We start from the raw sequence: 18,584 nt of genomic DNA on the forward strand, positions 1-18,584 counted from the left end.
TCCGACACCGAAGGGATCATGATCATGAGATTCGCCGACAAGATCGTCGTCGTCACCGGAGGCGCGGCCGGCATCGGCCGCGCGGTCACCGAGCTGGTCGCGGCCGAGGGCGCGTCCGTCGTGGTGGCCGACCGGGACGAAGCGCTGGCCGCCGAGACCAGCGCCGCCCTGCTCGAACTGGGCGCGCCCAAGGCGGTGCCGATCGGGGTCGACGTCACCAGCGAGGAGCAGATCCGCGGACTCGCCGACCTGTGCCGGAGCGAGTTCGGCCGGGTCGACGCCTTGATCAACAACGCCGCGGCGCGGCTCTGGGGGCCGGTCACCGAGGCGACCCTCGAGTCCTGGCAGCAGATCGTCGCGGCGAACCTGATCAGCGTCGGACTGACCGGCAAACATCTCATCCCGTTGCTGGTCGAGGCCGGTGGCGGCTCGATCGTCAACGTCTCCTCGGCCAACGGCATCGTCGGCCGGAAGGGGATGGCGCAGTACGACGCGACCAAGGCCGGAGTGCTCGGGCTGACCCGGTCGATGGCCTGTGATCATGCCGAGCAGAACATCCGGGTGAACGCCGTCCTGCCCGGCCCGACGCTGACCGACTTCCACAAGAACCGGGCTCGGGAGGCCGGCCGGGAGATCGATCTTGCGGTCACCCGTCCGCACGAGGGCGGCCCGGGGATCCTGCGGCGGCAGGGCCTGCCGATCGAGATCGCCAAGCCGATCGTCTTCCTGGCCAGCGACGACGCCTCGTACATGACCGGCACGTTGCTGTCCCCGGACGGCGGCCTGTCGGCGGTCTCCGGCCACATCGGCTGACCGGCCCAGGAGGTTGTGATGAGCAGGGTACGGATCGCTCTCATCGGGCTCGGCTTCGGCGCGGAGTTCATCCCGATCTACCAGCGGCACCCGGACGCGGAGCTGATCGCGATCTGCCAGCGCGACCCGGCGCGGCTGGACGCGATCGGCAACGCCTTCGGCGTGGACCGGCGCTACACCTCCTACGAGGAACTGCTCGCCGACCCCGACGTCGACGCGGTTCACCTGAACACGCCGATCCCGGTGCACGCCGAGCAGACGCTGGCCGGGCTCGCGGCCGGCAAACACGTCGCCTGCACGGTGCCGATGGCGACCTCGGTCGAGGACTGCCGGCGGATCGTCGTCGCCGCGGCCGAGGCGCGGCGGAACTACATGATGATGGAGACGGTCGTCTTCTCGCGGGAGTTCCTCTACGTCGACGAGCTGCACCGGAGCGGAGAGCTGGGCCGGATCCAGTTCCTCCGCGGTGCCCACCAGCAGGAGATGGCCGGCTGGCCGGGCTACTGGGAGGGGCTGCCGCCGATGCACTACGCGACCCACGCGGTCAGCCCGTTGCTGGCGCTGGCCGGTGGTCGCCCGGAATCGGTGGTCTGCCAGGGATCGGGACGGATCGCCGATGATCTTGCCGGCCGCTACGGATCGCCGTTCGCGGTGGAGAGCGCGTTGATCAAGATCGCCGACACCGAGCTCGCCGCGGAGGCGACCCGGTCGCTGTTCGAGACCGCCCGGGAGTACGTGGAGAGCTTCGCCGTCTACGCCGACCGGGCGTCCTTCGAATGGGGCCAGACCCAGGCCGACCAGCCGGTGCTCTTCCGGGGCGAACTCCCGGAGCGGGTCGAGGTGCCCGACTACGCGGACCGGCTGCCCGAGGAGATCCGGAGCTACACCACACGCGGGGTCTACGATGACGAGCATGCGCACCTGTCGTTCACCCAAGGCAGCGGGCACGGCGGTTCCCATCCCCATCTGGCGCATGAATTCGTCCGCAGCATCGTGGAGCAGCGCGCGCCGGGCGTCGACGCCGTCACAGCGGCCCGGTGGACCTCGGTCGGGCTGTGCGCGCACGAGTCGGCGATCCGGGGCGGTGAGCGGGTCGTGGTGCCGAGTTTCGATCCGGGGTGACTCGGCCGAACGTCGCAGCGAGAGCCGGCGGTGACCGAAGCGCCGAAGCCGATCGGCACGGTGACGTTGTCGGCGGCCGGCCGGCCGGGCAAACCGGCCCGGCAGGGGAGTCTGCGCGAATCCAACCTGGCGTTGGTGGCCGGAATGATCTTCGACCGGGGCGAGCCGCTGTCCCGGTCGCAGATCGCCGACCACAGCGGCCTGAACCGCGGCACCGTCTCCCGGATCGTTGATCAACTCGTCGGTTCCGGGATCGTCGCCGAACGCGAACCGCTGGGCGGTACGGGAGCCGGCCGGCCGGTGATCCCGCTGGAGCCGGCCGCGAACAGCCGGGTGGCGCTCGGCTTCGAGGTGAACACGGCCTCCGCCGGCGCCTGCCTGGTCGATCTGGCCGGCAACGTGATCAGCGAGCGGGTGATCACCGGCGACTTCATCGACAGCAACCCGCGGGCGGTGCTCGGCCGGCTCAGCCGGATCGGCGACACCCTGCTGGACCGGGCCGAGGCGATCGGTGCCCGCTACGTCGGCTCGCATCTCGCCCTGCCGGGCGTGATCGACCGGGCCGGCGAGTCCTTGATCATCGCACCGCGGCTCGGCTGGTCCGATCTCGATCCGCGCCGGCTGTTCCGGAGTCCGCGGCTGGCGGCACGGCCGATGCAGCTCGGCGGCGTGCTGCCGTTCGCCGCGCTGGCCGAGGCGTCGCTGCGCCGTGATGCCGCGACGCGGCCGTCGTTCCTCTACGTGGCGGGTGACAACTCGATCGGTTCGGCGTTGGTGATCAACGGCGAATCCTTCACCGACCTGTACGGCGGCGACTCGACCATCGGGCACATCCTGATCGACTCCCGCGGCCCGGAGTGCTGGTGCGGCCGGCGCGGCTGCCTGGAGCAGTACGTCAGCCGGCAGGCGATCCTGGACCGGGCCGGGCTGGAGGCCGGCCTCCCGGTCGAGCAGATGGCCGAGCTGGCTGTTGATCATGCCCCGCTGCGCCGGGTGTTGCGCCGCACCGGCTCGGCGCTCGGGGCCGCGTTGGCGACCCTGACCAACTTCGTCGAGGTGCCGACGATCGTCCTCGGTGACAACCTCGCCGTGCTGCTGCCGATCATGGAAGACGAGATCACGGCGGAACTGACCGACCGGATCCTGCGGCCCGAGGTGCCGACCGTCGAGCCCGCCCGCAGCGGTCCGCACGCCGCCATGCGCGGCGGTGCGCTGAGCGTCCTGCGCAAGGCGCTGGACAATCTGCAGGACTGGCTCTGAGCCCTCGGGCGCGCAGGGTCTGTCGAGAGGTCAGCGGCTCGCCTCTTCTTCGGCCTGCCGCTTGGCCGCTTCCTCCTTCGCCGCTTCCTCGGCCAGCCGCTTCTCCTCTTCCTGCTTCGCGGACTCCTCGGCCTGGCGCTTGGCGGCCTCCTCCTTGGCGGCTTCCTCCTTCGCGTTCTCCTCGGCAGCGCGTTTCTCGCCTTCGGCCTGTTCCTGTTTCTGCTGTTGTTCGGCGGCGCGTTTCTCGGCCTCGGCCTTGCTCCGCTGCTGCTGCTCTTCGGCGCCCTGCTTCTCCGCCCCGGCGCGCTTCTGCTCCTCCTCGGCCTTCCGCTTCGCCTCGGCACGCTCTTGATCATGATCACGGGTGGGGGAGGCGGCGGGCGGCTTGGGCCGGTCGGCCGGCTGGCTGATCGTGCCGGCGCTCTGCAAGGTGACGATCAGCAGGGCGGACAGGGCCAGGGCGGCGAGGCCTCCGGCCGCGGCGCCGACGTTGCGGCGCCGACGCTGCCTCGCCGCGCGGGCCCGGGCAAGATCATCGGCGACCGAGCCGGGCGGCGGTTCGCCCACGTAACACTCGGTGAGGTCGATCGTGTCCTGTTGATCATGGTGAAGGCTCATGGTCTTCCGTTCCTTCCGTGGCCGGCCGATTCCGCCGGCATAACGTGCGGTGCTGACAAGATCGTGTTGAGGCGTTCGAGGGCTCTCGAGGTCTGGCTCTTCACCGTGCCCGTGGAGATGTGCAGGTCCTTCGCCACCTCGGCGACGGAGCAGCCCCAGCAGTGCCGAAGGACGACGATCTGCCGTTGCCGGGCGGGCAGCTGTTGCAGCGCGTCGAGCAGCACTGAACGCTCCTCGTACGCCAGCGGGGCCTTCTCGTCGACGAGGTCAACCAGGGTGTCGTCGGGCACCGTCCGGCGCCGCGACGCGCTGCGCCACTCGTTGATCGCGGTCCGCCCGATGATCCGGCGCAGATACCCCTCGGCGCCCTCCGGCCGGACCCTCGACCAGGCGAGGTAGAGCTTGATCAACGCCTGCTGGACGATGTCCTCGGCGAGGCCCCAGTCACCGCACAGCAGGTACGCTGCGCGCCGGCCCTTGGTCCGGTGTGCCGCGACGAAGTCCGTGAACTCCGTATCCCGGTCGCTCAATCGCCCTCCCGTGATCGGACTGGTTCTCTCACCGTGACATACACCGGTCGAGGCCGTTCGGTTGTCGTCGAAGGGACACGAAGTTCGGAACGTCGCCCCGGAGCTCCGGGCCCGCCGTACAGTGTGATCATGGAAGCCAGACACACCTCGCGCCGGTCCCTGCTGATCGGTGCGGGCGGATTCGCACTGGCTGCGGGCCTCGGTACGGAAGCGACGGCGGACGGGCGGTGGCACCCGGCACCACCCCAGGACCATCCGTTCCGGTTGCCGGACCGGGTCCCGCTACCGAACGGATTCCGGCCCGAGGGGATCGCATCGGGCCCCGGCACCCGGGCCTACGTCGGTTCGCTCGCCGACGGCGCGGTGGTCGCCGGCGACCTGCGTACGGGCAGGTTGCAGCCGCTGTGGCCGGGCGAACCGGGCCGGGCCATCCGCGGCATGAGCTTCGATCACCGGACCGGCCTGCTCTGGATCGCCGGGCAGATCGGGACCGACGGCTGGGTCTGGGCCATCCACGCCTGGACCGGTGCCGTTGTCAAGGCCGTCCCGGTTCCCGGAGCGGCCTTCCTGAACGATCTCGTGATCACCCGGTCCGCGGTCTGGGTGACCGATTCGCGTCTCGCGCCCGACCGGCTGACCAAGATCGAACTGCGCCGCAACGGCAAGCCTGCGGACGCGGCGCCGATCTTCCTCCCGCTCGGCGGGGCCTGGCCGGCCGGTAACGGCACCGCCGTCAACGGGAACGGCATCCGCGAGTTGCCCGACGGCAACCTGTTGCTGAACAACTCGGCCGTCGGCGGGCTCTGGCAGGTCGACCCGCGCACCGGCGACACCAGGGCGGTGCCGGTGCACGGCGGGCCGGGGATCACGGCCGGCGACGGACTGCTGATCGAGGGCCGGACGATCTACGTCGTCCGCGGCTCCGGACCGGCCGAGGTCTCGGTGCTGACGCTTGATCGTGATCACGGCGCCTGGGCGGCTCGCTGGCGCGGAGCCCGTACCGCAGCGTCGTTGGACGTCCCTTCCACCGCGACCCTGGCCGGCGGCGCGCTCTGGGCGGTGAACGCCCGATTCGGCGTGCCGGACCCGGGGACCGCCGAGTACTGGATCACCCGGCTCCCGCGCTGATCATCCGTGGTGGCTCGGAGCCTGCGCCCCGAGCCACCCGGTGAGCTGCGACCGGGTCAGTCGCCGGCGGGCGTCAGTTCGACGTCGTCGAGCTGCAGGATCGCATCGCCGCCGTCGGCACCGTAGCCGAGCAGCACGGTGATCGTGTCGACGCCGGCCGGGACCTCGATCACCGTCGACTGCTTCGTGTATTCGTCCGGTGCGGTCGGAGCGATTTCCTTGATCGACTCGCCGCCGTCCCAACGGGCGCCGATCATGACCCGCTTGACCACCGAGGAGGTACGGAACCAGCCGGAGAGGTCGATCCTGCTGCCGGGGACGACGCTGACCTGCTGCGTCACGTACTGCGCACCGAGGGTCTCCGAGGTGCGCACCCAGGCGTTCTTCTCGCCCGAATGGGACAGGTTGCCGCCACCGTCGAAGCCGTGCCCGGCCTGACCGTCGAAGCCCCAGACCGGGCCGTAGTCGGAGGACTGTTCGAAGCCGCCGTCGACCAGTTGCTGCCGGTGCGACGCGGACAGCTCGGCCAGCGACGTGTAGCGATGATCACCGCCGGCCGGCCCGACCAGCCGGACCCCGGTCGCGGTCACGGTCGGGAACTTCACCGCGTACTCCGCGCGGGCGCCGGCCCGGCCGGGAACGAAGGCGGGCGTGATCAACTGGCCGCGGACGTCGACCCAGCGGCCGTCCACCCGCACCTGCACCTTCGGCGCCGAGACGAACCAGCCGCCGTCCCGGCCGGCCTTACCGATGGTGAAGTCGACCCGGTTCAGGTCGACCTGCTCCGGCCAGGTGTAGCCCCACCAGCCCTGGTCCTTCACCTCGCCGTCGCGATCGTCGACCTGGCTGCTCGCCGAACCGTCCCGGAGCGCCTCGAGTTCGGGCTGTCGGGCCGACTTCGACACCGGTACGGCATCGTCGCGTCGACCAAGATCATCATCGGCGGCCGGATTGTCCGCCGGGCCGTCCCGCAACGGAACCAGGTCCACCCGCCGCAGCGAATAGTGGTACGAGATGCTCGCATTCGGCAGCCCGCAACAGACGTTGGACTGCAGCAACATCGACCGGCCGTCCGCGGAGAGGAACTTCGACGGCAGCGTCGTCCCGTACCCGCCGAAGGTCTCCGGCTGCAGGTTGAGCGCCGTGTAGTCGCGGTCGGCCATCCGCCGCCACGGGCCCCACGGCTGCGGCGCCTCGTACAGGTGGTGCGCGTACTCGGACCAGCTCGAGTAGAGGTAGCGGTCCAGCGGCTTGTCGTACAGCACATGTCCCTGCGACAGCACGGAAAGGTCGTTCCGCAGACCTTGATCGAACATCCGCTGGTAGACCCGTCGCTCGTCGGTCAGCACCGGTTTCCGATCACCGATGGCGGCCGACCATGCGGGTGCCGCCGGCGTTCCGGAGAAGAACTCCCAGGCGGACCGGTCGGCGACCTGCTCGGCCGGGACCCGGGCCAGGAACAGGTCGGTCGGGTCGGGCACGGTGTCGCGGTACGAGTCGCGCCAGTTGCCGTCCAGCCCGTACGCGTAGACGTAGCCGTCCGGTGCCCAGGCGCCGCCCTTGCCGAAGTCGGCGAACCAGATGGTCGTGAAGACATGATCATCGAACATCGGCCCGGACGTGTCCCAGGTCCAGGTCTTCCCGCCGTCGTCGGACTTCGCGATCGTCGCGGCCGGCGCGTCGTCGAAGTTGTGCGACAGATCCTGCACGGCGAGATAGAGGGTGTTGCCGACGCAGACCATGCCGGTCGGTTTTCGGCTGTAGCCGCCGGAGGTCCAGACCCGGCCCACCTCGTCGCCGACGGCCAGGTTGCTGCCGGCCAGTTCCGAAGCGGGCCCGGTGAGCTTGGCGACGCCGACGTCGTAGAACTCGCCGTCCAGGTCGAAGCCCCGGCCGTCGCCCCAGGCCGAGTACAGGTTGTCGTCGTCGGCCCAGCAGGACGGCCAGAGATCGCCGTCGGAAGCGGTGCCGTAGCGTTCCGCCGCTTCGATCTTGGCCGTCCCGATCCAGTCGCTCGGCTCGGCCTCCGGTCGGGTGGCCCGGGGCTCGGCCAGCGCCGTCGCCGTACCGATCATGATCACGGCCAGCGCCAGGGTGAGTGATCCCGCAAGTCGACACCGCATCGTGTCATCCCTTCCGTCCGCCTAGATTCGTCCGGTCTGCTCGGGAGCCACGGTAGCGGCTCCTTCCTCCTCCGCGGCCTCGACCTGGGCCAGGTCGATCCGGTCCTTCCACCGCCGGTTCGGGTCGGGGATCGGCACCGAGGACAGCAACTGCGCCGTGTAGGAGTGCTTCGGCCGGGTCATCACCTCGCTGACCTTGCCGCGCTCCACGATGATGCCGCGGTGGATCACCATCACGTCGCCGCCCAGGTAGTGCACGGTGGACAGGTCGTGCGTGATGAACAGCGTGGTCATCCGGTAGGTCTCCTGGAAGTCGAGCAGGATGTCCAGGAACGCCTTGCGGACCTGGGCGTCCAGCATCGACACCGGTTCGTCCGCGATCACGAACGCCGGCCGCAGCATGTGGATCCGGGCCAGCATGATCCGCTGCCGCTGGCCACCGGAGAGCTGGTGCGGATAGCGGCCGAGCACCTGCTCCGGATCCAGCCGGACCGCCTCCAGCGAGGCGTTGATCAACTCGGCGCCGTGCTGCGGCGACTTGGCCAGCCGGAACTTCTTGACCGCGGTCTGCAGCACCCGGTCCACCCGGTAGAACGGGTTGAAGATCGCGTACGGATCCTGGAACACCGGCTGGACGTTGCGCCGGTAGTCCTCGGTCGCGGCCCGGTTGAGCCGGTAGATGTCCTGCCCGTTGTACGTGATCGTCCCGGCGGTCGGCTTCTGCAGGCCGAGGATGTTCCGGGCGATCGTGCTCTTGCCGCTGCCGCTCTGGCCGACCAGGCTGATCACCTGCGGCGGCTCCGAGGTGAGGTCGAAGGTGGCGTCGTCGACGGCGGTCAGATAGCCACCGGCCGCGCCCCGGGCGTGGAACCGCTGCTGCACCTGACGGAGTTCGATGATCTTGGACTCCGGTGCGGATGAACCGGTCATCGGACGGCCCCCTCTCCCTGGACGGACGGTTCGGGTGTCTCCATCCGGGGGATGGAGGCGATCAGGCCGCGGGTGTACTCGTCCTTGGGTGCGTCGAACACCTGGAAGACGTCGCCGACCTCGACGATCCGGCCCTTGTGCATCACGGCGACCCGGTCGACGAGCTGGGCGTGCACCCCCATGTCGTGCGAGATCACCACCAGGGTGACCCCGAACTGCTCGCGGAGGTCGGCCAGGCTCTGCAGGATCACCCGCTGGATGGTCACGTCCAGCGCGGTGGTCGGCTCGTCCGCGATGATCAGGTCCGGCTCCAGCGCGACGCAGATCGCCATCAGCACCCGCTGTTTCATGCCACCGGACAACTCGTGCGGATACATCTGGGCGACCCGGGTTTCCAGGCCCACCTGCCGGAGCAGCCGCGGCACCATCTCCCGTACCTCGCCCTTCCGGTTCGGCGCGTGCTCGATGATCACGTCGGCGAACTGGTCCCGGATCCGCATCACCGGGTTGAGCGAGTTCATCGAACCCTGCGGGAGATAGGAGAGGTTGCGCCAGCGGAGCGCCCGGAGCTGCCGGCCCTGGGTCTTGATCAGATCGACCGGCGTCCCACCGTCGGGACGGAACGTGATCGAGCCGCCGGCCACCTGGCCGGGCGGCTTGAGCAGGCGCAGCAGGGCGAGCGCGAGGGTGCTCTTGCCGCTGCCGGACTCGCCGGCGATGCCCAGGATCTCGCCGCGCCGGACCGCCAGGTCGACGTTCTCGACGGCGGTGAAGGCCCCGCTGCTGGTCGCGTACTCGACGGTGAGGTCGGTCACCTCGAGGATGTTGTCGTGCCCTTCGACAGGCTCAGGGCGCGGTGGGTTGGGCTCAGGGCGCGAGGGTCGGGAATCAGGCACCGGTCACGCTCCTCAGCCGGGGGTTGTAGACCTCTTCCAACCCGATGTTGATCAAGTTCAGCGCCGCGAACAACAGGGTCAGCAGGCCGATCGGCACCACGAACATCGGCCAGGCGCCGAGGGTCAGCGCGCCGGTGTTGATCGCGTTGAAGATCAGGTGGCCGAGATCGATCACGCCGGACGGGCCGAGGCCGATCACCTCCAGCCCGATCAGGCCGAAGATCGCGCCGAGTGCGGCGTTGGCGAACCCGACGCCGATGTACGGCAGCAGGTTCGGCAGCAGCTCTTTGACGATGATCTCCAGGTCGCGTGCCTTGCTGACCTTGGCCAGCTCGACGTACGGCCGGGATCTCAGGCTGAGCACCTGCGACCTGATCGTCTTCGCCGCGAACGGCCAGGCGAAGATCGACAACATCAGGCCGACCTGGAACAGCGTCACCTCGCGGGTGTACGCGGACAGGGCGATCAGCAGCGGGAAGGTCGGGATGACCAGCAGGATGCCGGTGAACGTGGACAGCACGCTGTCCACCCAGCCGCCCTTGTAGCCGGCGATGAACGCGACCACGACCCCGACGGCGGTCGAGATCAGGCCCGCGATACCGCCGATCTGCAGCGAGACCGCGGTGCCCTTGACCACCATGGCCAGCACGTCCCGGCCGAACTGGTCGGTGCCGAACGGGTGTGCGCCGGACGGCCGCAGCCACTTCTTGTAGGCGGCGATCTCGATCGGGTCGGCGCCCTGGCCGATCGCGCCGACGATCAGCGGCGACGACAGCGCGAACAGGACCAGCACCGCGATGATGATCAGGCCGGCCAGCAGTTTCGGGCTGCCGAGGATGGTCCGGCGGATCGCGGCGAAGAAGCGCCGGACTCCGCCGGCGACGTCGGGCCGCGCCGGATCGGCGTCAACGGATGAGGACATGATCATCACCGCCAGTACTTGACTCGGGGATCCAGCAGGGGGAGCAGCAGATCCAGGATCAGGTTCGCGGTCAGGACGAAGAAGATCGAGATCGTGGTCACCGCGAGCACCGTGTTGAAGTCGAGCTGGTTGATCGCCGTGACGAGGGTGAAGCCGAGGCCCGGATAGTTGAACAACTGCTCCACCAGTAGGTTGCCGTTGAAGATGAAGCCGAGCGAGATGCCGAAGCCGGTCACCTGCGGCAGATAGCAGTTGCGCAGCGCGTACCGGGTCAGGATCCGGTTCGGGTGCAGCCCCTTCGCCTCGGCGTAGTGCAGGTAGTCCTCGCCGAGGATCGGCACCATCAGCATCCGGGTCGACAGCAGCCAGTTGAACACGCCGATGATCACGATCGAGCCGGCCGGCAGCAGCCCGTGCTGGATCAGGCTGCCGATGAACTCGGGGGAGAAGGCGACCGGGATCGCCGAGTCGTACGCCGAGCGGTTCGGCAGGATGCCGAGCAGGTAGGAGAAGACGTACACCAAGATCAACGCCAGGAAGTAGAACGGCACGTGGCCGAGCGCGATCGACGTCGTGGTGGCCACCTCGGCGCCGATCTTGCCGCGCCGCCAGCCGGCCACGGCACCGGCCAGGATGCCCAGCACGAAGGCCAGCACGGCGGAGATACCGAGCAGTCCGACCGTCCAGGGCAGCGACTGGCCGACCACCTCGAACGCCGGCGTCGGATAGTTGATCAAGGACGGACCGAGGTCCCGCTCGAAGATCAACCGCTGCATGAACTTCAGGTACTGGACGAAGAGGTTGCCGTCCAGCCCGAACTCGGCCCGGTACCGGTCGATCACCTCCTGGCTGGCCTGCTGGTTGTAGACGTAGTTCTGCGCCAGGGTCTGGATGAACGTCTGCACCGGGTCGCCGGGGATCAGCCGGAAGAAGAAGAACGCGATCGTCAGCGATCCCCAGAGTTCGACCAGGTAGAGGCCGAACCGCCGGATCCCGTACTCCAGCAGCGGATGCGCGGCCAGGAACCCGCGCAGGGCAGGCGTCCGCACCGGCCCGGGACTGCTGCGCTCGCGCTCCCGGGCCGCCGTCGTGGCACTCACGGCTCGACCTGGCCCGTGGGCTCGAGCCTGCCGATCACGAACATGAAGTGGCCCCACCAGTTGAGCGGCACCTGGTAGAGATCTTCGTCGGTCGGCCAGCCCTTCCAGTACGTCGTGTTGTAGTACTGCGGGTAGCCGGTCTGGATGATCGGGACCACCGGCAGGTTCTGGTAGTAGATCTCCAGCGCCTGATCCAGCAGCGGCTTGGCCTCCGGCGAGGTCGGGTCCATGTTGGCCAGCTGCTTGGACAGTTCATCGAGCTGCGGGTTCCGGAACCGGGTCTTGTTCTTGTCCACGGCGTTCTTGCCGATCGGCTGGGCGCGGTCGCTCTCAAGATCACGGTAGAGCTGTTCCGGATCCTGCGAGATGTGGCAGACCCAGTTGTCGGCGATGTCGAACTCGCCCTTCTGGAACTTCTCGTCGTGCACCGAGCCGCTCAGGCTGCGCATCGTCGTCTTCACCCCGAGCTTGTCCAGCTCGGCCTTGAGCATCGTGCCGATCACGTACTCGGCACCGTCGACGGCGACCGGCGTGATGATCTCGATGGTGGCCGGCTTGCCCTTGTAGGCGCGTTGGCCGTCCGATCCCTTGGGCGCGATCTCGTCCAGCAGCTGGGCGGCCTTCGCGGGATCGTAGACCAGCGGGTACTTGTCGGCGATCGCCGGATTCTTCCACTGCTCGAGGCTTGCGTAGTCGGCCCACGGATACTGCGCCGGCGCCGTCTCCACCGGCCAGATCGAGAGGCCGATCTTCTTCCGGTCGATCAGGTTGCTGACCACCCAGTGCATCTTCGGCTCGGAGATCAGGCCACGGGACGGATCGTTGTTCAGCCAGAACGCCCGCGGGCACGGGTCGTTGAACTGGGTGGTGATCAAGTTCGGGTAACCCTGGGCCCGGAGCTGCTTCGCGTGCTCCTCGTTGATCGAGCCGACGTCGATCTGGACCCGCTCGAACGCCAGCGCCGCCGCGTCGGCCTGCTTCGCGGTGCTCTGGTAGATCACGTACTCCGGCTTCGGGTCGAGGTTCTCCTTGTTCCAGTAGTCCGGGTTCTTCTTCCAGACGAACATCTTCTGGTTCTGGATCGCATCGTCGAGGACGTACGGACCGGTCCGGATCGGCGGGTTGTCCTTGAACTTGGTCGGGTCCTGCTTCTCCCAGATGTGCTTCGGCCGGACGTCGAAGGAGCCGAGGATCGTGGTGATGAAGCCGTAGTGGATCCGCGGGTTCGACTTCTTGAGTTGGAGTACCGCGGTCTGCGGGTCCGGGGTGGCGACGTCCTTGAGGAACTCGGCCCAGTCGCCGCCGCCGCCGAGCAGGTCCTTCCGGTCGCGCAGCAGGCGCAGCGTGAACTGCAGATCAGCCGAGGTGAACGGCTCGCCGTCGCTCCACTTGGCCCGCGGTTCCAGGTTCAGCGTGAGCTCGGTGAAGTCGGGGTTGTAGCTGTAGTTCGTGGCGAGCCAGTTGATCCGCTCGCCGGTGGCCAGGTTGAGGTAGAAGAGGTATTCCTTGCAGAACACGTCGAAGCCGGAGCCGGACGGGGAGCCGTTCGGGACGAACCCGTTCCAGCTGTTGAAGACCGTGTACTCGGTCTGACCGACGATCAGCGTCTGCTCCCGTGGGGTCGGGATGTTCGCCTTGGCGATCTTGACCGTCCCGGTCGGGGAGGGCTTGTTGGGGCCGGTCGGCTCGTCACCATACGACCCGCCGTCGTCGGTGGAGCACCCGGCCAGACCGGCGAGGGCCGCCGCGCCGCCGAGGCCGAGCAGACCACGGCGATTGAGTTGATAGTTGAGTACGTCCTGCACGCTCTCGTACTGGGCCATGGCAGACCATCCCTTCGGGCGCAACGTTGCGGAGATCCGAAAATGCGAGTTGGTTAAATCAATCCCTTTTAGTTGTTCTGGTCAAGGTCCATCTCACGGCCTGCGCGATGCTTCGTCCGCATCGTGGAACCGGGGGTCCGGGCGGCCCACGGCAAGGCCCCTGCACAACAACTCGGCAACAAATATGCGGTCGGCATGCAACGCGCGCCTACCGTCACGGCGTATCCGTACCGGATGGATCGGTGACGGGGTCGGGAGGGAAGATGCGGGTGGAGTTCGACCAGAGCGGGAGTGACGGCGCGGGGGACCTTCGGCGGGATCAGGGCACGGTCATGGAACAGGACACCCGGCCGCCGGACGGGTTCCGGCTGCCGGCAGCGCTGCGGGAGCGGAAGGCGAGACTGACCGAGCGGTTCCCGGCACTGTTCCCGGCCGCGGTGGCGCTGCACCGGATGCGCCGGCGCGCGGTCTGGGCCGCGTCCGGGATCGAGTGGGCCGGCCGGCACCAGGCCGAGAACCTGCCGGTCCGGGTGAAGCAGCACAAGTCGCTGCTGCTGCGGACCCTCGGCGAATCCGAGATGTGGCTGCAGCACAACAAGGTGACCAACCTCAGGCTCGCGGTGGAGCAGATGGACGGGTTGATCATCGAGCCCGGCCAGGAGTTCTCGTTCTGCCGCACCGTCGGCAAGACCTCGAAGCGCAAGGGGTACCTCGACGGCATGCTGCTCGACAACGGCGAGGCGAAGCCCGGCGTCGGCGGCGGCATCTGTCAGCTGGCCAACCTGCTGCACTGGATGGTGCTGCACACCCCGCTCGTGGTGACCGAACGGTCCGAGCACTCGTTCGACCCGTTCCCCGACAACGGCCGGGTGCTGCCCTGGGGCGTCGGCTGCGCGATCTACTACAACTACGTCGACTTCCGGTTCCGCAACGAGACCCCGGCGACGTACCAGCTGCGGGTGTCGGTGGGGGACCGCTACCTGGCCGGCGAGCTCAGGTCGGATCGGCCGCAAACCCATTCGTACAAGGTGTTTGCGGTGAACGAGCAGTTCGTCCCGTACCGCGATCAGTGGTACCGGATGAACGAGATCTGGCGCAACGTGATCGACCGCCGGACCGGCGACCACGTCCGCAAGGAGTTGATCAAGAAGAACTGCGCCCTGGTCAAGTACCTGCCGCCCGGCGTGGCCGAGGCGACGCGCCGGCCAGCCGGTTTGGGTGAGGCCGAGGTCGTACAGTAAAGTTCAACCTCGTGCCGCGGCAGCGGCCGATGGGGTATGGGGTAATTGGCAGCCCGACTGATTCTGGTTCAGTTAGTCTAGGTTCGAGTCCTAGTACCCCAGCGACGGAAGCTTCCGATTCGCTGGATCGCAGGGCGTTTTGGTAGTCTTCCGCAGGCTGATCGGAGACGATCAGCGGCTAGGGCCCCGTTGTGTAGCGGCCTAGCACGCCGCCCTCTCAAGGCGGTAGCGCGGGTTCGAATCCCGTCGGGGCTACGAGCGGTAAAACGCCCCTCACCAGGCACGATGCTTGGTGAGGGGTGTTTTGTTGTGTCCGGCTGGTGGCGGTTGGAAGCGGGTATCTACGGGTGTTCTCGGTCAATACGCGGTGAAGGTCCGTGACGGGTGAGGGATGCCTCGTCCCTCGGGGTTGGTGTCGAGGTTGTCCTCAATGCAGTTGGTGTGTCCTGAGGGGGACGTCGGGTGCGGCCGAGTCGTGCGAACTGGTTTGGGTCGATGTCCGTAACGAGCCAGGTCGACCGTCGGATCTCGAATCGCATCCTGCGGAGTGGGTCGGTCGGGTCGTGGCACTTGTCGATCCGGATGGGCGGTGGCACCCGGCGATCGATCCCAATTCGGTGGTCGGTCGAGTCCGGCCGGCGGGGATCTTCGAGGCCGTCGCCCCGACGCTGGCGCAACGGTCCAGGCAGGTTTGTCGAACTGGCGGGACCCGGGTTGACTCAGAAGTCAGCGTCTAGGCCAGGTCGTCCAGGAAGCTGAGCACCTCCTCGAGCGGCTCCTCGGCGCTGAGCCATCTGGTGATCATCAGCGGGCGCCCCTATTGCGGCAGCTACCGCCAAGGGCGCTGAGGAGATTCTGCGGCCAGGTAGCCGAGCCTGGTTTTGGAACACCGGCGGGCGCAGCGATCGTGACACTGCCGCGAGCGGTTCGGCTCGTGGGCGCTCGGACATCACGCTCGTTCGCGGCGTCGGGCACTGGTGCTGCATTAGGATCGCGGCCAGTCGTGGTGAAGGGAAGGTCAGATGCCGTTTCTGGGTGAGATCAGAATCTCGGGGCCAACGCTGGTTGAAGACGAGACGTTTGTTCTGACGGATGCGGTTTTGGCCGCTATCAAGGATGGCTGGCAGGTGCCGCTCGTTGTGAAGGAGAACGACAGTACTGAAGATTCGAGCGGCGAAGGCGGTCGTGGTCGTTGCAGCGCTCGCACGCCATCTGACTACCTGGACGCCCTCGCTGTTGGAGTACTCCGTCGAGAGCGTAAAAGTGTCTCCCTATGAACGACCACATGGTGGCGAGGAATGGCTCCCTAGAATTGATCGTGAGGAGAAAGAAGGAAGGTGGCCATTGGCCGTCTTCCTCGACGACGGGATGAAGTCACGGGCTGCTCAATACTTGCTCGCTCGTGCTGTCCGATCGCTCTGGCATCCAGCCGAAACCGTCAGGCCTACGTCCGATGCTGACGAGGTTGTTGCGGGCTCTGTTCAATATCCCTGGGGAGGCGAACTGATATCCGCACTGGGAGCGCTGCTGATACGTGCCGCACGCCTGGAATCCGATACTTGTAAAGCGGAGAAGCTTGTAGTACAAGGAGCGGGGGATCCGGGGCTGGCCGAAATGTTGTTGGCGAAGGCGAGAGAAACGGTCTCCCAGACGTCAACGGACGGCTGGACCGACGACGATATGCGTGGGCACCTGCTCCTTGAACGGTTCATGGAGGACCACAATCTGCAGTGGAACAGGGTGATCGATGACGATTCTGACGAAAGTTACGACGAGCGATCCAAGCGCCAGCTGCGGGAGCTGATCTGGGCGGGTACGCGTGCGCTAGCCACGATGGCATCATCGCTCAGTGGCCTCAGCGGGCCCTGGCAGCTTCTAGGTAGGCTCGATGACGACAGGATCGTATCGATCTATGCAGACGAGGAAGTCGAACGCATTGAGCTGCAGACCGAGCAAGATCTCGATGAAGTAGAAGCCACAGCATTGGCTCACGCGGCGGTATGGATTGCCATTCGCAGAACCGAGGCGCTGGATTTCGAGGAGAATGCGTGGCTTGTCGAACGCGTCGCGCAGGATGTATCTCCGTTCCATCAGGTGGTGTATTCAGCGTTGCTTATGGCGGGCGTGGCGCCAATGCGTGAAGCCGTCCGAATTAGTGATGGTCCGGCGGAGGTCTTTACGTTTCTGGCAGGGTTCATTCAAGCGATGGTGGCGACAGAGGGCGAACGTGGATCCGAGGACCGATTGGAGGAGGATGTTGCGGACGCGTACGACAGCATGCACCAGGTATTGGAGGAGGTGCTCCTCGATGACGAGGATGACATTACTGACCGGCTGCTAGCCGTGCTGGAGATCGTGGGTCGCTCGGCGAGATTGACGCGAACAGATGTCAATCCGCGGCGAGGTGTGGAGGGGCATATCTCGTCTCCGGATGAACTTGCGGCAGAGCTACTTCGCCGACCAGCCGAGTATGCCGCGACCGTCCTTGCTACCGAGACGAACGAAGATGACCTCATTCGCCTTCGGGCGCTCGCCATTGTGGCTCAGATTGAACCGGGCCTCGCTGGCCATATGGCTGCGGATTTTGCTGACCTGTCGAGCGATGATCCGCGTATGGAGCCCGCGGCTCGGGCTCGAGCCGTGCAGTGGGTTGAGGGCGCAATCCGGGCCGCGCAGGAACGGAGTACCCTGCCTGTCGGCAAGGTGCGAGTAGCTCTCAGTGATGATGCCAAAACTGTCTTGGCGGCGGTCATGGCCGGCCAGGCACTAGTTGACGAGTGGCCCGTCCAACGTCTGGTTGCAGCAGCCGCCGAATCCGCGTCTGGTGTTTTGTGGGAAGCCTCCGCCTTGGATCGGTCAGATGACGTGTTTGGTCGCCCGTGACGAGCTCGAAGCCGCTCGGTCTCGTCCGTAAGCGTCCAGCATCAAGTCGGTATCACTGCTCAGTTCGTCACTGTCGGAGACTCCGCACAGGCGATCTACGGCTGACGCTGTGCCCGCGAATCGTGACCTGGCCAAGGAGATCGACCCCGCGTCATCCGGGCTGACATCCTGACGGTCGCAGCTCAAGCTCCTCGTGGCGCTGAACCACAGGTTATGACGGATGCTCACGTACGTGACGCCATCCGGACATGATGCGCTTGTGGAACCTGTTGCAGAGACGATTGATGAAGGCGGCGACCTCCTCGCCGGGCGAGGACTCGTGGTGCCGCTTCCTTGGGCGTCGCGTCGCTCAGCGATGCCCTACCTACCTGGTGGAGGAGCGAGAAAGATGCCAACATGGAACGCGCGGCCAGGCTGAGCCTCGGGTTCCTGGTCGCGTCATGCGGCGCGGTGTTGCTCGCCGTCGTGATGCTGTTGTGGGCCGGATTCGAGATGGGTTCGGGCCTGGTGGGCGCCGGGTGGCTGCAGTTGCTCCTCGCGGCGTTCGTGCTGGGGCCACTGACTCCGATCCTCGCGATACCGGCATTGATCTTCGCCATCAGGGCACAGGAGCCCGCGAAGGCAGTCGTCGCAGGCCTCCTCCTCGTCGGCGGGCTGTTATACCTGGGCTGGCTGGCGTATGCGGCGGGTTTCCGTGAGAGTGCGTTAGCCGCACTTGCTGGCCCGGCCCGCGGCGTGAACCCGTTGACGCAGGATCGGGGTCGATCGCGTCCACTGCTCCCAGGCACAGGCATCTTCGCGGCGCGTTCAAACAACGGCGCGATCGGGTGATCTGGCCGCGGGCGAGGGCGTGGTGCGTGCAGTGCTGGTGTTTCGGCTGGGCGGAACCCGGGCGCTTTGGGGTACGGACTTCGCCGCAGCTGAAGACGACGAACTAGAGATGCCGCAGCGGTGCTCATCGTCCTCACGAACCACGGACTGCGTTGCGCGCGGCGGCAGCGGTTGCGGGGGTGCCGGTGGCCACGATTCGCGGTTGGTGCGTCTCGGGTTGGTTGCCGCATGCCTACCGTGACCGGAACCAGACGTGGTGGATCGCGAGAGGTGATCTTCAACGTGTCCAGCGGGCCCGTGACGAGGCGCGTGAACTGGTCCGGATCACGCTGAGAGCCGCTGTTGCCCGGAGTTGCCGCAACGC

General features: G+C 67.2%; 16 protein-coding genes and 2 tRNA genes. 10 read left to right on the forward strand and 8 right to left on the reverse strand.

What is annotated here, in order from left to right:
• Window positions 1-18: 18 nt before the first annotated feature.
• The 3 genes from ACFQU4_RS02715 to ACFQU4_RS02725 are packed head-to-tail and all read left to right on the forward strand — an operon-like array spanning window position 19 to window position 3,195.
• Window positions 19-813, forward strand: coding sequence for an SDR family NAD(P)-dependent oxidoreductase (locus ACFQU4_RS02715; RefSeq protein ID WP_377486592.1), 795 nt, complete (start codon window positions 19-21; stop codon window positions 811-813).
• Between the two features lie 18 nt (window positions 814-831).
• Window positions 832-1,935: a Gfo/Idh/MocA family protein gene (locus tag ACFQU4_RS02720; protein ID WP_377486595.1), complete on the forward strand. Its 1,104-nt coding sequence runs from the start codon at window positions 832-834 to the stop codon at window positions 1,933-1,935.
• A 30-nt stretch (window positions 1,936-1,965) separates the two neighbouring features.
• Window positions 1,966-3,195: an ROK family protein gene (locus tag ACFQU4_RS02725; RefSeq protein ID WP_377486598.1), complete on the forward strand. Its 1,230-nt coding sequence runs from the start codon at window positions 1,966-1,968 to the stop codon at window positions 3,193-3,195.
• Between the two features lie 30 nt (window positions 3,196-3,225).
• On the opposite strand, the gene ACFQU4_RS02730 is transcribed toward ACFQU4_RS02725, so the two are convergent.
• Window positions 3,226-3,813 carry a hypothetical protein gene (locus tag ACFQU4_RS02730; RefSeq protein WP_377486601.1) on the reverse strand — a complete coding sequence of 196 codons (588 nt, stop codon included), beginning with the start codon at window positions 3,811-3,813 and terminating at the stop codon, window positions 3,226-3,228.
• The gene (locus ACFQU4_RS02735) at window positions 3,810-4,343 is read right to left on the reverse strand and encodes a SigE family RNA polymerase sigma factor (RefSeq protein ID WP_377486605.1); all 534 of its coding nucleotides are present in this window, start codon (window positions 4,341-4,343) and stop codon (window positions 3,810-3,812) included. The genes ACFQU4_RS02730 and ACFQU4_RS02735 overlap by 4 nt, the downstream gene beginning before the upstream one ends.
• 129 nt (window positions 4,344-4,472) lie before the next feature.
• Here ACFQU4_RS02735 and ACFQU4_RS02740 point away from each other — a divergent pair, with 129 nt between their 5' ends.
• The gene (locus tag ACFQU4_RS02740) at window positions 4,473-5,471 is read left to right on the forward strand and encodes a superoxide dismutase (RefSeq protein ID WP_377486608.1); all 999 of its coding nucleotides are present in this window, start codon (window positions 4,473-4,475) and stop codon (window positions 5,469-5,471) included.
• A 56-nt stretch (window positions 5,472-5,527) separates the two neighbouring features.
• On the opposite strand, the gene ACFQU4_RS02745 is transcribed toward ACFQU4_RS02740, so the two are convergent.
• From ACFQU4_RS02745 to ACFQU4_RS02770, 6 genes are all read right to left on the reverse strand, one after another.
• Entirely contained in the window at window positions 5,528-7,594 is a 2,067-nt protein-coding gene (locus tag ACFQU4_RS02745; RefSeq protein ID WP_377486611.1) for a DUF4185 domain-containing protein, read from the reverse strand.
• Window positions 7,595-7,615: 21 nt separating this feature from the next.
• Window positions 7,616-8,524 carry an ABC transporter ATP-binding protein gene (locus ACFQU4_RS02750; protein ID WP_377486614.1) on the reverse strand — a complete coding sequence of 303 codons (909 nt, stop codon included), beginning with the start codon at window positions 8,522-8,524 and terminating at the stop codon, window positions 7,616-7,618.
• The gene (locus ACFQU4_RS02755; protein ID WP_377486617.1) at window positions 8,521-9,339 is read right to left on the reverse strand and encodes an ABC transporter ATP-binding protein; all 819 of its coding nucleotides are present in this window, start codon (window positions 9,337-9,339) and stop codon (window positions 8,521-8,523) included. Before ACFQU4_RS02755 ends, ACFQU4_RS02750 begins: the two co-directional genes overlap by 4 nt.
• 73 nt (window positions 9,340-9,412) lie before the next feature.
• Window positions 9,413-10,342: an ABC transporter permease gene (locus tag ACFQU4_RS02760; RefSeq protein WP_377486620.1), complete on the reverse strand. Its 930-nt coding sequence runs from the start codon at window positions 10,340-10,342 to the stop codon at window positions 9,413-9,415.
• A 5-nt stretch (window positions 10,343-10,347) separates the two neighbouring features.
• Window positions 10,348-11,442: an ABC transporter permease gene (locus tag ACFQU4_RS02765; RefSeq protein WP_377486623.1), complete on the reverse strand. Its 1,095-nt coding sequence runs from the start codon at window positions 11,440-11,442 to the stop codon at window positions 10,348-10,350.
• Entirely contained in the window at window positions 11,439-13,265 is a 1,827-nt protein-coding gene (locus ACFQU4_RS02770) for an ABC transporter substrate-binding protein (protein ID WP_377486626.1), read from the reverse strand. Before ACFQU4_RS02770 ends, ACFQU4_RS02765 begins: the two co-directional genes overlap by 4 nt.
• A 332-nt stretch (window positions 13,266-13,597) precedes the next feature.
• Between ACFQU4_RS02770 and ACFQU4_RS02775 the strand changes: the two genes are divergently transcribed.
• The 6 genes from ACFQU4_RS02775 to ACFQU4_RS02800 all read left to right on the forward strand — a co-directional run bounded on the left by ACFQU4_RS02775 (window position 13,598) and on the right by ACFQU4_RS02800 (window position 18,220).
• A complete protein-coding gene (locus ACFQU4_RS02775; protein ID WP_377486629.1) occupies window positions 13,598-14,506 on the forward strand; it encodes a VanW family protein in 909 nt (302 codons plus the stop codon).
• A 30-nt stretch (window positions 14,507-14,536) separates the two neighbouring features.
• A tRNA-Gln gene (locus tag ACFQU4_RS02780) sits at window positions 14,537-14,608 on the forward strand.
• Window positions 14,609-14,688: 80 nt separating this feature from the next.
• A tRNA-Glu gene (locus ACFQU4_RS02785) sits at window positions 14,689-14,761 on the forward strand.
• A gap of 767 nt (window positions 14,762-15,528) precedes the next feature.
• Window positions 15,529-15,783: a hypothetical protein gene (locus ACFQU4_RS02790; RefSeq protein ID WP_377486632.1), complete on the forward strand. Its 255-nt coding sequence runs from the start codon at window positions 15,529-15,531 to the stop codon at window positions 15,781-15,783.
• Between the two features lie 67 nt (window positions 15,784-15,850).
• Window positions 15,851-17,389, forward strand: a complete 1,539-nt coding sequence (locus ACFQU4_RS02795; RefSeq protein WP_377486634.1) for a hypothetical protein — start codon at window positions 15,851-15,853, stop codon at window positions 17,387-17,389.
• 396 nt (window positions 17,390-17,785) lie between these two features.
• The gene (locus ACFQU4_RS02800) at window positions 17,786-18,220 is read left to right on the forward strand and encodes a hypothetical protein (RefSeq protein WP_377486637.1); all 435 of its coding nucleotides are present in this window, start codon (window positions 17,786-17,788) and stop codon (window positions 18,218-18,220) included.
• The last annotated feature ends 364 nt before the right edge of the window (window positions 18,221-18,584 follow it).

The organism is Microlunatus sp. GCM10028923 (assembly GCF_042666975.1).
Lineage (GTDB): Bacteria > Actinomycetota > Actinomycetes > Propionibacteriales > Propionibacteriaceae > Microlunatus.